Origin of the sequence: Streptomyces sp. A5-4 (genome assembly GCF_051131715.1) — a bacterium.
Classification (GTDB): domain Bacteria; phylum Actinomycetota; class Actinomycetes; order Streptomycetales; family Streptomycetaceae; genus Streptomyces.
Map to the genome: position 1 here is coordinate 7,203,068 of NZ_CP178591.1, position 13,004 is coordinate 7,216,071.

General features: G+C 69.6%; 8 protein-coding genes and 1 pseudogene. 5 read left to right on the forward strand and 4 right to left on the reverse strand.

Features of this window, described 5'->3' with window-relative positions; all coding sequences use genetic code 11:
* Positions 1 to 24 precede the first annotated feature (24 nt).
* Entirely contained in the window at positions 25 to 306 is a 282-nt protein-coding gene (locus tag ACLLJJ_RS33930) for a hypothetical protein (protein WP_434598271.1), read from the forward strand.
* Here ACLLJJ_RS33930 and ACLLJJ_RS33935 read toward each other — a convergent pair.
* Positions 303 to 646: pseudogene (locus ACLLJJ_RS33935) on the reverse strand (transposase); the annotation flags it as partial. The gene ACLLJJ_RS33930 and the pseudogene ACLLJJ_RS33935 overlap by 4 nt on opposite strands.
* 310 nt (positions 647 to 956) lie before the next feature.
* Here ACLLJJ_RS33935 and ACLLJJ_RS33940 point away from each other — a divergent pair.
* The 4 genes from ACLLJJ_RS33940 (at position 957) to ACLLJJ_RS33955 (ending at position 4,724) form a co-directional block, all read left to right on the forward strand.
* Positions 957 to 2,711, forward strand: coding sequence for a PcfJ domain-containing protein (locus ACLLJJ_RS33940; RefSeq protein ID WP_434598272.1), 1,755 nt, complete (start codon positions 957 to 959; stop codon positions 2,709 to 2,711).
* Between the two features lie 685 nt (positions 2,712 to 3,396).
* Entirely contained in the window at positions 3,397 to 3,879 is a 483-nt protein-coding gene (locus ACLLJJ_RS33945; protein WP_434598274.1) for a hypothetical protein, read from the forward strand.
* Positions 3,880 to 4,173: 294 nt separating this feature from the next.
* Entirely contained in the window at positions 4,174 to 4,449 is a 276-nt protein-coding gene (locus tag ACLLJJ_RS33950) for a hypothetical protein (RefSeq protein WP_434598276.1), read from the forward strand.
* Positions 4,450 to 4,553: 104 nt separating this feature from the next.
* Positions 4,554 to 4,724: a hypothetical protein gene (locus ACLLJJ_RS33955; RefSeq protein WP_434598278.1), complete on the forward strand. Its 171-nt coding sequence runs from the start codon at positions 4,554 to 4,556 to the stop codon at positions 4,722 to 4,724.
* Between the two features lie 749 nt (positions 4,725 to 5,473).
* Here ACLLJJ_RS33955 and ACLLJJ_RS33960 read toward each other — a convergent pair.
* From ACLLJJ_RS33960 to ACLLJJ_RS33970, 3 genes are all read right to left on the reverse strand, one after another.
* The gene (locus tag ACLLJJ_RS33960; RefSeq protein WP_434598279.1) at positions 5,474 to 9,481 is read right to left on the reverse strand and encodes a recombinase family protein; all 4,008 of its coding nucleotides are present in this window, start codon (positions 9,479 to 9,481) and stop codon (positions 5,474 to 5,476) included.
* 17 nt (positions 9,482 to 9,498) lie between these two features.
* Positions 9,499 to 12,102 (reverse strand): hypothetical protein, encoded by a 2,604-nt coding sequence (locus ACLLJJ_RS33965; protein WP_434598281.1) that lies wholly within the window; start codon positions 12,100 to 12,102, stop codon positions 9,499 to 9,501.
* A gap of 95 nt (positions 12,103 to 12,197) precedes the next feature.
* Complete coding sequence (locus ACLLJJ_RS33970; RefSeq protein ID WP_434598282.1) at positions 12,198 to 12,956, reverse strand: N-6 DNA methylase; 759 nt, start codon at positions 12,954 to 12,956, stop codon at positions 12,198 to 12,200.
* Positions 12,957 to 13,004 lie beyond the last annotated feature (48 nt).

Genomic DNA, 13,004 nt, shown 5'->3' on the forward strand with positions numbered 1-13,004 from the left:
CAGCGCCATAGTGAGGCGCGCCTCATGAGCACGGCACATTCTGTCGATCCGAACGACGACTCCACCGTCGAGGCTTCCGATCACCGCCTCCCCGAGGATGACCCTGAACCCGTCTATTGCGGGCTCTGCTTCTACCCGTCCGACATCGGACTCTCCGGATACGACAACACGGGGTCGGCGTACGTCGATCCGACGTGCCCCGACCACGCGGAGCCCCTCGACCACCCCTACGAGGAAGTCGCGATGCGGTACATCAACGCGGCCCACCCGGAACTCGCAGCGAAGCTGCCCGGTAGACCCCGCTAGGGCCTGTCTGACAAATGATCACCTGGCCGGTTCGCGGAGCCAGAGGATCAAGGAGGCCAGGACGACGCCGGTTCGGTAGGGGTCGGCGAGCTTGTCGAACCTGGTCGCGACGCCACGGAACTGCTTGAGGCGGGCGAAGCATCGTTTCGACCACGTTGCGGTCGCGGTGGATCTCCTTGTCGAAGGCCGGCGGCCGGCCACCCCGAGCGCCGCGCCAGCGGCGGTTGGCCGCCTGGTCGTGGTGCGCGGGACGCGGATCCCGTCGAGGATATCCGCCACTCCGGGGAGCGCGGCTTCGACTGCGATGCCGCAGAGACCGTGACCTTCGCTCACGTTGTGCGCATCGCCTAAGGACCGCTGACCAATTCATCCGCGCGCCCAGGGTTCCTGGAATCCTGGGCGCCTTCGCGTGCACGAGCTGCATGACGGCTCCGGTGCGACGCGCATCGAGAGCGCCTGGGCATTGACCGCGACCCACTCACAGGACCCCGTCGTCTGAGCTTCGCGCTACGGCAACGGGGTTCTTCCTTTTCGCAAGCAGATCGGCGAAGCCGATCCCGGGTGCCTCTCAGACGAGCACTGCCGAGTGGCCGGTGCTGCGTCCTGCAGCGTCTTCGCAATCCACGTTCCACACTCCGCGGGAGGCACCCATGTCCGAGAACAGCGAGCGCGTGCTGCTGCACGTCAAGTTCCTCAAGGACCAGATCGAGCCGACCGTCGAGGGCGTCCGCACCGGCACGAGCCTTCGTGTTGTCGCGCGTACCGCACCCGATGGCCGCGTGACCGTGTCGGGCTCGGTGTGGCGTCGCGTGCATCGGATGCGCGCCTCCGGCAAGGTCTTCTACTACTGGCAGACCGTGCAGGCTTTCTCGCTGCTGCGTACCAAGGTCGGGCTCGTGGCGCTCCGCGTGCTGGAGAACGACAGCCGGAGGAACCGTACCCAGCATCTCTTCGCCGGCGGCGAGTACCAACTCGCGGAGCTTCTGCACGAGCTCGGCAACCAGGCCCTGCTCCGCTACGAATGGGACGTCATCGACCTGGACGTCCGCGTCATCGAGGGGCCCGACTTCGAGGGCCACGGGTGGCGTGAGATCCAGGCACAGATGAACCTGATCTTCCAGCACCTGCAGGGCGAGGCCCTGCGCCTGATCGGCGACTTGCCCGTGGTGAACGAGCGGTTCCCGCTACTGGAACATGTCTTGCCCCGCAGACTCGGACACTCGGGCCAGATGCACTTCCTGGACGCCGAGGACTACAAGACGGTCGCGGAGAACGTGTTCGGCAAGACACGCTACCGCAAGCCTCTGGCGCGCGAGATCCAACGCCTGGCCGAGCGAATGCTGACTAGGGCGGACTCGCGTCAGTCCCACGACATGAGCGTGCTGAACTGGTTCCGCCTGTTCCGCGGGCTCGTGCCGATCGACTGGATCATCGAGTCGATGCGCCGCACCGAGAGCAACCACTACATCTCCCTGAGGCCGGCCGAACTCGTGCGGGCCCGGACATTGTTCCGCTGCGTGCCCCGGCCGATCCTGGGGCGGGTCCTCGCCCAACCCGTTGCGCAGAGTGTCCGGATCATCGGGGACACCGTGCGGGGCCTCGGCAATGCCTACGTGCAGATGCGCGACCTGGACCTCCTGCCCGAGTTGATCAAGGTTCGGGGGCAGCGTCACATTCGCAGCACCCAGGACCTGGAGACCCTGGTTCGCTCGATACCCGAGACCCGGGTGGAAAGCCGCTCGGTTGCGCGCTCGAACCAGGCGATCAGCGCCATGATCGACGAGGTGAACGCGCTGCGCGAGATGCAGAGCTACAACGAGCAGATCGCCCGGCTCGATGGCCGTGGCCTGCCGACCGCGACCTGGGAGCTGTGGAAGAACCCGGAGTTCCGTCAAGCCGCCGACGAGCTTCTGGTCGAGTACCGGCGGGAGCTGATGACCGCTGAGCAGCGCGAACGCGAAGCGCGGGCCGAGCGCTACCGTCAGGAGCGCCTTTCCCGCGAGAAGAAGCGCGCGGCGTGGGCCGCGGACGTCGCCGAGAAGCTCGACGGCATGCGCGTCGGCGGGTTCCAGCTCGTCGTCGCACGCGACGCGGACGCTCTGGCTCGATGGGGATCGCAGCTCAACAACTGCATCGCCGGCTACGCGCACATGCTGGGCCTAGACATCTTCGTCGCCGTGATCGACGACGCGGACGGCCGCGTACGGCTCAACATCGAGATCAACTACGAGAGTGGCATTACGCAGTGCCTCGGTACCAACAACCGCGACGCGGTCAAGGAACTGAAGAAGTGCTCTGCTCAGCTGGTGCTCGACGCCATCACCGGCAACGGGATCCCGGTGTACGAGCACGCGCTCGGACTGCAACAGCTCGCGCTGCCGGTCCGGGACGTGGTGGCCGCGTGATCGATACCTCCCCGGCTGCAGCCCCGTGCTGCGCCGGGGAGGCATCTTTCCTGTGCAGGTGGGGATCCGTGGCCGCGGATTCGGGTCGACTTCGCAGTCCTGTGCCTGACTTCGAGGAGACGAGCTCGACTTCCTCTCCAACCTCGACACCGTTCCTTTCGAGATACCCCTGCTCGGCGGCACGAGCGCCTCCGGCGAGCACACCTTCAACGCACTGAAAACGATCGACCCCGCCGAGCGAGCGGAGATCCTCGCCGCGGCGACGCCGGGGCAGCGCAAGCGATTCGGCCGCCAGGCGGCGCTGCGCCCCAGATGGAACACCGGCGGCCGTGTGCGCGTGATGCAGCAGGTGCTCGTCGCGAAGTTCGCGCTGCCCGACCTCGCCGTGCGGCCGGAGGCCCCGGCAACCTCGATCTCGTGGAGACCAACCACTGACACGACCAGTTCTGGGGCTCGTGCCTCTGCCCGGTCCATGCCGGGACGCCGGGGCAGAACATGCTCGGCGAGCTGCTCATGGCGATCCGGGACAGCCGCCGGTAGAGCGCCAGGCCAGTAGAAGCCCGGCCCGATGCGGATGCACCGGAGTGGGGTTCCTTCTTCCGTGCCCATACGCAGCGAAGCAGCGCCGGGGGCTCTCTGTCTCTGATGACAGGCCCGCTCGGGTCGCGACGAAAGGACCGGGACCATGACCGCTGTTGCATCCAACACTGCTTCCCTGCTGCCCGAGGGTGAGCACCGCAATGTCTCCCTCTCGACCGTCAGCCGCCCGCTCGCCCGGGCGATCGAGCACTCCCGCCGGACCGAGAATCTGACCCCCGAGGCGGCGATTATGGGTGTGCTCCAGAAACACCGGATCGAGCTGCCCGCGGGGTTCACGATCTCGATGCTGGCCGATTGGATCAGGAACCTGGTCGTCGCTGACGAGGTCTACGACTCTGAGCTGAACCAGGCCCACCGCGCGAGCTGCGCCGTGCTGGCTCGGCTCTACGGCAAGTCCGTGCCGACTGCCGGCTGGTTCGCGGGCGACGTCGCCGTCGTCGACGGCGGCCGCTTCGAGCTCACCGGTAAGACCTGCCCCGACTGTGAAATCAACCCGGAGTGCTACGGCATCGGGGGCGGCGTGCGCTGCCTCGACGAGCGCGGCTGCGGCTGGTGGTTCTGCTACTGATCACTGCACTCGTGCGATGGGAGGCCTCGGAGTGAAGGAGCAACGATCCTCGTCCCATCTGAGTCCGGAGTTCATCGCCTGCACTCAGTGTCATGGACATCGCAGGTCGGGCGAGGCGCACCGGCGCATCCCGCGCAGCAAGGCCGCCGTAGAGCGGTGACCATGGCCCCGTCGCGTGGAGCTTCCACCCCTGCGGCGGGGCTTCTTCTTTCTCGTGAGAGGCGAGCAGATCGGCGGAGCCGATCCGGATCAGCTTCTGAAGAACATCATCGACGACCAATGTTGAAGGTGGCCATGAACACCCAGAACCTTGCGGGCATTCGGTGCCCGGAGTGCTCCAACGAGACCGCCTTCGTGGTGCAGATGACGATGAATGTGGTCATGTTCGACGACGGGATCAGCTTCCTGGGCGTCTCCCAGCCGGACAACGACCACTTCCCTGGCCGCGTCATTCCAGACGACGACGGCTTCCGCGATGAAGACCCGATCGAGTGCTACATGCGCCGAGATGGCTGTGGACACCGGGGGACCGTCCGCCAGTTCCGCACGAACGTCACCACCGCAGCCTGACCCGCACCGCACCGACCCCACACTCTGCGGATTCTCCCCAGCCGTACTGACCCCGACCCGAACCCTCCCCGGGGCCATCCACGTCTCCGGTGCCGGGCCTGCACGTGTACCAGCTGCCCGACACCGTGAACTACGGCGATTTCTACCGGTGGCGCATCGGTCACCACTCCGGGCTAGCTGTCGCCATCGCTGAGACCGAGACCCATGCACTGAAGGGCGCGAACAACCTCGCCGGCCTTTTCAATGACGTTCAACAGACCGGCCAGAGCGCCTGACACCCCAACCCCCTTGCGGCGCCCTGCATCTGGGCGGGGCGCCCACGGCCACGGAACCCGAACCAACCCGAGGAGAAACCCTGCATGTCCACGCTCACCGCACGCCCCAGCGGCGGCCGCAGTGCGGCGTCTGCGAGTCGGAAGGGGCGCACCGCGCCGTGACCACGCACGCCGAGGGCACGACCGTACGCAGTGCGACCGGCCCCGGGAGTCCGGCGGCGTATGTGGCTGCGCTGCGTAGCCACGATGACGTGCCGATGCCCGCCCCGGTCGTCGAGTGGACGCGGCAAGTAGTCGAGGCCGCGGTGCCGGCCAAGGGGACCGACGGCACGATCACGTACGACGATGCCCGGCGTATCCGGCACGAGGCGGTCGCCCTCGACAAGGTCCGCGACGAGCTCGTGCTCGACGCCTACGTGAGCGGTACACCCGCGCTACAGACCACCGACGCCCTGCTGCTCACCTCGACGTACGTGCACCGCATCGTCAAGAACACCCCTTGGTCTCGGCCGTGTGGCGCACCGAGCAGCACGACAGCGAGCAGTGGCTGCCGCTCGGCGACGAGTGGCGCGGCACCGTTGAGCAACCGACCGGCAACGCAGCGCGCGTGGCCAGTACGGGCGACGCTGCCGCCGTACTGGTACGTGCATCGAACAGTGTGCCTGACACCCACTCTGAACGCCGAAGATCCCCGTGGAGCGCACGTCTCCACGGGGATCTTCTTTTCTCGCCAGCGGCCGGCGGTGCTCCTACTTCTCCAGCTTCCAGGCGTGCTCGCACTCGGCAACAGCCATCATGAACTTCATCGAAAACAACCCCTCGGCGGGGGACTCCGTAAGACTGCGCAGCGTCGCACCCTTCGCGATGACCAGCTCAACGACGGCCCGCATCGCCTCGAGGGTCCGTCCGAGCCTGTCGTACCGCCAGACGACGACTTCGTCGCCTGCCTGCAGCTCCGCCACCAGCTCGCGCAACCCGGGGCGGTCAGTGCCTGCGGTGGTTCCTGAGACGCCCTCATCTGAGAAGATCCGGATCGCGCCGACCGTTTTCACGATGACGGCACGCTGAGAATCCGCGGACCCGTTCGCCGTCCGCACGTAGCCAAAGGTCCTCGTCGACTGATGCGGCTCCGGGACGCTGTGCAGCGTCGCGCCCTTCCCCTCGATCGCCGCGGCAGCGTCGTCGCCCACGACCTCGCGGTTGGAAACGACCACCTCGTCACCCGGCTCCAGGTCTGTGCTCATCTCGGCCTGGTCGAGCAGTGCGAGCGCCGCCGCGCCTGCCTCGATGGCGGCGGCCAGGTTGAGCTGGTACACCCCGTACCGCTCGTCCACCGACGTGCACAGCGCGTGCCACGTCTCGGCCGTGGCGTCGGTGAGGTTCGCGGGGATCGCAGACAGCGCGTTGGCAGTCTCCGGCGTGACCTGCTTCTCAACACCGTTGACGTTGTAGGTACGCGTCACACGCTGTTCGTCCTCGCCCGGGCCCTCATCGAGGCGCACCGAGGTTGCACCGGGACGGTGGCGGGTGACCACATGGCCGATGTACGCGGCCGACAGCACGGCTGCCGCCTCCGCGTCCAGGCCCTCGGCGCTCAGCGCCTCCAACACGGTCAGTTCGTCAGCCGTGGGGGTGGCGGCCCGCGCGGCCGCCGCCTTGTCCTCGGCGGCCCGCAGTGCGGCGGCCTGCTCGTTGGCTGCCTGCTCCGCGTCCGCTACGGCCTGCGCTTTCTTCTGCTCCCCGGGCCAGGTCTCTCCGGCGGAAAGCCACCGATAGGGGGAGTCCTTCACGGCCGTGTGCCGGGTGTCCTTCTCCGGCTCCGTGACGGCGTTGATGCGTATCGCGTTGGACCACATACGCAACGCCCCCTCTCCCTCGTCGGTGAGACCGAACGCGCGCACCCCGGGGGCGACGGCGAACACCTGCACGAACCTGGCCGCCCACAGGCGCGGAAGCAGGTTCTTCCTGATCCTCTTGGAGACGTCGGCGCGGTCCGGGCTGACGTCGTAGGCGCTGAACCCTTCGGGGGTCTCGCGCACCTTGCCGTCACGTATCCACCCCAATGTCCACCACTGGTCGCGGGAAAAGTTCAGCGCCCGGGCGGCGTCGATGTCCTCCGGCGTCATCACGTCGGCGTCTGCCCGAGCGTGCACGTCCAGGTGGGCGCGGGCAGCATCAGCCGCATCCTGCTCATTGTCGTAGACGTAGGCAGCGGCGACGTCGGCGACCGCGTCACCGAACTTGTTCAGCCTCATGGGAACGGGGCCGTGCCGGTCGCACTCGGCCACCCACCTGGAGCCGATCAGGTCCAGGCCGACCGCCCGCGCGGGAACGACGCTGCTGTACGCCTTTCCGACCGCGGGCGAGCCGACGGGCAACGAGAGGCCAACAGCGGTCACCCTGCGGTCGACGCCCTCGGGGCCGTTCGGCTCCGGCCCCAGCTCCTTCGCGGTCCGCTCTGCGCCGCAGCTGCCGCCGATGGTCGCCGACCGACCCTGGCCGGTCCCCTCGGGCTCAGCGGCGGCGCAGGGCGGCGCCCACTCGGGAAGCGTCTCGCCGCGCTCCATGGCGTCGGCGTGGGCGCGGACGATGTCCCGGACACTGTCCGCGTACGGCGCGTCATTGATCACCGAACAGACGCCGATGCGCGTGTCGTCCGGCGCGATGACCAGCCAGGGCCAGTCTTCGCAGTCCTCCTTCGACACCACGTAGACAGTTCCGTGCGTCGTCGCGTTCCAGATGCTCGGGCTGATCCGCTGCACCGTTACACGGCGCTTGCCCGTGCCCATGACGATTTCGGCCGGTCCGTACTGTGACATGACTCGCCCGTCATCGCGGCGGTCGTCCTCCGCCGCCTGCAGTGCCGCGGACTCCTGCCGGATCCGCTCCCACTTGGCCGCCCGCTCCTGCTCGGCCTGCGCATCCTGCTCCGCCTGCTCCGACGCAAGCCGCTCCCGCGTGGCCTGTATCTCCTTGGCCCACTGCTCTACCTGCCGCATCTGTGCGGCGCGACGACGTGCCTCCTCCGCCCCGTGCGGTAGCGGGGTAAGGAGCGTGGCGCGGTCCCGCGCCGTCTGCTTGCTGGTGCGGCCGGTGTGGTGAAGCCGCACCCGCGCCCGGTAGGCGGCCCGCTCGTCCGCGTGCAGCAGATCGGGCGCGGCGACGCACCAACGGTGCGCGGTGACGCCGTCGGGGGTGACCGTGACAGGCCCGCGCCGACCGGCGCGGGGTACCGCGATGTAGCCGCCGGACGCCAGCAGCTCGACCAGGGCGGCCCGCACCCGGCGGCCCTGGCCCTCACGGCGGCGAACGATCCCGGACGTGTCCGCGTGCAGGTCTCCCGCGTACACGGCTGCCAGGACATCGGCCAGCCCTACGCACCAGCCCATACGCGGCAGCTCGGTTCGGGCGTTGCTCTCATCGAGCCACCGGCCTGTGTCACTGTCCGCCGCCCTCGAACAGGCGGAGCGAGTGACAGCCTCGCAGGCGGCTTCATCCGCCTGCTCCGCCTCTTCGACGGCTTCGGCGGCCGGACTGCACCCGGCGGTGTCCGGCACGGTGGCGGCTTCGACGACTGCCGACGCCTGGTCGGACGCGCGCCCCACGTACTCCTCGGCGGCCTGGTGGTCGCCGGCCTCGGTGGAGCGCTCCGCGTCTTCGACGGTGGTCTCGGCATCAAGCCGGTCGGAGAACGCGGCCCGGCTCGCCCTGGTCGCCCGGACCGAGGCGACCAGGGCGGCACGGTCGGCGCGCAGGTCGGCGGCCAGGGTGGCCGCCTCGTCCTGCGCCTTCTTGCCGCCGCCCCGCTCACGCGCGGCCGCGCGATCGCCCCACTGCCGCCAGTGCAAGGCGCAGGTCTTGGGGTCGCCCTTGGCCAAGTCGCGGGTGAGGTCGACCACTTCGCGCCCGAAGTACCGGCTGCTCCCATGGGCGTCGTCCAGGATCCGGCCGGAAAGGCAGCGGGCGCAGGCGACGAACCGGCCGAGTTCGCAGCCCTGATCGGTGACCACAGACACCCAGTAGCGGGCACCGGAGCGCTTCGCGCTGCACTTGCCGACGTAGGGCGTGGACATCGCACAGTACGCGTCGGCGTCGGCCGCCGTGTCGTTGTCGGGGCACACGGAGATCACGCGGAGGCGGGAGTTCGCCACGCTTTCCAGGGCGGAACTCCATACCTTCCACTCGGCGACGTACTGCCGGTTGTCGGGCCCCTTGCGGGCCCAGGCCTCACCCGTGCAGCCCTGGCGGCCATCGGCGGCGGTCCGGTGCTCGAATCCCCAACGGCACTCGGCGACCAGGCCCACGGCGCCGAAGCGGCGGATCAGGAGCACGCCGGGTTCAAGCTCCACACGGTCCGGCGTGCACGCGAACGCCGGAGCCTGCACCGTGTACTGCCCGTACTTCGCCCACAGGGAGGCGAACCGGCTACGGGTGGCGGAGTCCTCGCGGATCCGGGCGAGCACGTTGGTCAGCGGCCGGTCCTCAAGGTTGGCCGCCCACCAGTACGAGCCGTCAGCATCGTGTCCAGCCTCCCACTGGTCCTCGGCCAGGCGGTTGTAGGCGACGGGCCGGATCCGGAACGCGTGCCCGGCCGCCGTCGTCAGTACCCAACCGGCGGCGGGCTCCCGCCCGTCCAGAAACGACACGGCCGCGATCGACTCGCCCTTGCCCAGCGCCGCCGCGAGCGGGGCGGCGGCGGCGACGTCGTCGTCGGCTTCCCCCGGCTGCCCGGCGCCGCGGTCGGTGTAGCGGGACACGGCCGCCTCAGCCGCCGTCAGCTCCGCCGCCGCCATATGCCGTGCCGGTCACCGGACGCGCCAGGAGCGTCGGCGACCTCGGCGACCGTGGCAGCCGCCCGCTCCCGCTGTTCCTCGGCCAGCTCACGCCCCGACAGGGAAGCGATCCGCTCGCACTCCGCGACGAGCGCCACCTCGGACGTCTCCCCGACAGCAGCCCCCATGGCCACCGGGGTGGGCTCTCCTGGCGTGCACGTGGCGTGCCACGGTGAGCCGTCCGCCACCCTCAACCCGCACCCCCGGCAGTGCGAGACAACCGGCGCTGCCTCTACCGGAATGCGCCAGCCGTGGCATGCCTCGGTGCCGTCGACCGAGGCCAACAGCACCCCCCGCGACCACTGGTCGCGGCCGACCGTGGCGCGCAGCCCGGCTGCCTTCAGCATGCCGTTGACCATCCAGTCGGTGGCGTTCACCAGGGCCCCGACGTGCGCGCCGTCGCCGTCGACCACGGGCACGGTCGGCGCGTGGACCGCGCCGCACGCGCACACCAGGCGCAGCCCGGCGCCCCACGGCTTGAAGTCCGTCACCTCAGCGACAACGGCCGCCGGACGCTCCCCTTCGGGCAGTGCGGCACACGCGGCGTGCCGAGTCTCCTCCGCCTTCGCGGCATCATCGAACGCGCACCCGTACAGGTTCAGCGTCTCTTCACGTCCGGCTTCGGCACGGGCGGCGGCATCCTCCATGCGCGCGCACTCAGCCACGTAGTCCGACAGGGCGCCCGCCTCGCGGTAGGTCTGTGCCGACTCCGCATAGCGGGCGGCGTCCCGCTTCGCACGGTTCACGTCGTCGTACGCCTCTTCACAGAAGCGGACGGCCGACCACACGTCATCAGCGAGCGCGTCACCCTCCCGGACGCGTTCCCCGCACGCCTGCGCCCGCTCCACGTCACCGGCGGCGAGCACCACCGCCTCCCGCACACGAACACGGGCCGCCGTCAGCCGCTCCACAGCTGCCGCCCACTGGGCCGCCGAACGACCGGACTCCGCGCGCTCCGCGCGGGCGTCATCACGCCCGGCCAGCCCGGAACGGTCGGCCGCCGCTTGCGCGTTCGCCCGCTCGCCCGCGTAGTACGCATCCCAGTACAGGGCGTTGTGGAAGTCCTCAACGCCGTTGTACGCAGCCTGAGCGGTCTCGAGCGCCGCCCACTCGGCGCGGGCGTGCTCGGCAAGCCGGGCCGGCTCCCCGTAACTGTTGTGCGGGTACTTGGACCAGTCGGCCAGGTGCTTGCGGTCGTTTCCGGTGCCGAACCCCTGCGGGTTCTTGCGGACGGCGGCCTCCGCCTTCCGCAGGGTCTCAGCGCCGCGCCCCTCAATCCGGTCGACCACGGCCAGCGTGAACGCCACGGCGGCGGCGGCGACACGGTCACCGGCGATCAGGGAGGCGGAGGTGTACCGCGACGGGACGTGAACCGACCGGTCCGAGTGCTTCGACTTTCCCCAGGCGTCGTACTGCTCCACGAACGACCGCGACGGGTCACCTTGCCCTGAATGCTGCACGCCGTCGTAGTCGGTGTAGCCGTCGAACCATGCACACCAGGCGCGCGAGGAGTCCTCAAACATCGTGATCAGCCCGGCGTACCCGCGCGCCGACGGCTCACGGCCCGACGCAGCCAGCCGCTCACGCCACCCGGCCTCCTGGGCGTTCAGACCCTCCTGCGCCTCCTCGACGATCACAGCGGCGAGCGCTTCCCGCGCCGCGCGCGCCACGGCGTCCGCGATCGTCTCCCCGGCTTCCTTGACGTGCTGCCCGGCCAGCACGACCGCGCGCCGCCACGACGCACACCCTCGCGCGTCGTCGCCGTTGGTCTCGGCCAGCCACGCCCGCGCCGTCTTGACGGCGTCGGTGGCTGACCGCTCCGCCGTCTTGGCTTCCGCGTAGGCGACGGAGGCCAGCTCCACCGCCCGCGCGCCCGTCGGCGTGGAGCCGTCGAGGGCGTTGAACATGTCCCGCGCATCGCACAGGGCGGCACTGACCTTGACCACGGCGCCGTCCATCTGCCGGACCCATTCCGCAGCGTCCCGACCCCACACCGTCCGGCCCGTGGCTTCCTGCTCACGCGAGACGACGCGCACGGCCTTGATGGCCTCACGTACCGCCTTGAACCCGCCGGTCGAGGCGGAAGTCACGAGCTTGCCCGTCGCCTCGTTCCACGCGCACACGTGCTCTGTCTCCTCCACCCCGGCGCGCACCAGCACAAGCCCGGAGATCACTGCGGCGCGCACCCACAGGCGGCCGGTCCAGCGTCGCTCCGCGCGCACGTCCCAGCCCAGCTCCGCTGCCTCGCGCACCAGAACGCCTGCGTTCCGGGGCATGCCCGCCAGCGCGGCCTCCGCTGCTTCGGCACCGACGGCGGCGTCGCATCCGCCGCAGCGTCCTGCGCGTACTTCGTTGCGCTGGCACGCCGGGCACGACTCGGCTGCCGTCTCCTGATCCGCAGGGGCGAGAGCCTCGCTGTGTCCGGGGTCGGCGGCTTCGTGCCGGACGTAGGGATCGGCCGTCTGCTCGCCGACGCTCGTGGAGTCGGGGCCGGTGGCCGGGGTGGCGTGCTGGCGGGCGACGTCGGTGCGTGCGTCGGTGCTCATGGGCGGCCTTCGTGGAGGAGGACCGGCGGGCGGCTGCACGGCCGGGGCGTCGTCGCTCTCGACGTCAGAGAGATCGGTTCGTTCTTGCGGGTTCGTCATCGCTGCACCTCCAGAGCAGCAGCGGGTTTTTCGGTGGTCTCCTGAGGTGACACGATGGTCAGCCGCCGTGATCCATTGACCGCCCGGGTCAGCCTGAGCTTCCGGCTCCAACCACCCAGGACATGAGCGGGAGTGGGCCACGCGTCGAAGGTCTCCAGCGTGAGGACGTCGCGACGGCGCACCACCGCGGGGATGTGCAGCAGCGTCAGATGGACGTAGATCATGTGCACGGCCTGCGGCGCTATGTCCTCCGCCGTCACGTGCAGCTGCGTCTGCGGATTCAGACCGTGCTCGAGCATGGCCTCCGACAGGGCGATCATGAACGCGCCCGCGCCGCAGCTGGGTTCATACAAATTGGCGAAGCCGTCCCTGTGCACCTGCTCGACCACCGAGCCGATCTGCATCTCGGCCATCAGCCGGGCGATGTCGTAGGGCGTGTAGAACTGGCCGAGCCGTTCGTTGCCGAGCTCCAACTCCATGTAGAGGCGGCCGAGTACGTCGCAGGGCTCGCGCTCCATCTCCGTGGTCACCAGTACCAGGGCGTGCGCGAAGCGGTCCAGCTCTGTTCTGCTGTAGCGGTCGGCGATCTGGAGGTACTGCGCTTCGCGCGCTTCCCAGGCCTCGCTCCCGCGGACGTCCACGGCGTTGCGCAGAGCCAGCGCCGCCATCTCGACGAAGTTGTCGAAGACTTCGCTCATCCGCTTCGCGCCGGTGTTCGCCGCCAGCAGCTTCACGATCTCGCGGTAGCCGCTCATACGCTCGGCTCGATGGCGCTCTTCGAGCCGGGCGTGAGGACCGCGGCG

Excerpts from the sequence above, each read along its gene's own strand:
- ACLLJJ_RS33930 (WP_434598271.1), top strand. The coding sequence starts at position 25 with ATGAGCACGGCACATTCTGTCGATCCGAACGACGACTCCACCGTCGAG.
- ACLLJJ_RS33940 (WP_434598272.1), top strand. The coding sequence starts at position 957 with ATGTCCGAGAACAGCGAGCGCGTGCTGCTGCACGTCAAGTTCCTCAAG.
- ACLLJJ_RS33945 (WP_434598274.1), top strand. The coding sequence starts at position 3,397 with ATGACCGCTGTTGCATCCAACACTGCTTCCCTGCTGCCCGAGGGTGAG.
- ACLLJJ_RS33950 (WP_434598276.1), top strand. The coding sequence starts at position 4,174 with ATGAACACCCAGAACCTTGCGGGCATTCGGTGCCCGGAGTGCTCCAAC.
- ACLLJJ_RS33965 (WP_434598281.1), bottom strand. The coding sequence starts at position 12,102 with ATGAGCACCGACGCACGCACCGACGTCGCCCGCCAGCACGCCACCCCG.
- ACLLJJ_RS33970 (WP_434598282.1), bottom strand. The coding sequence starts at position 12,956 with ATGAGCGGCTACCGCGAGATCGTGAAGCTGCTGGCGGCGAACACCGGC.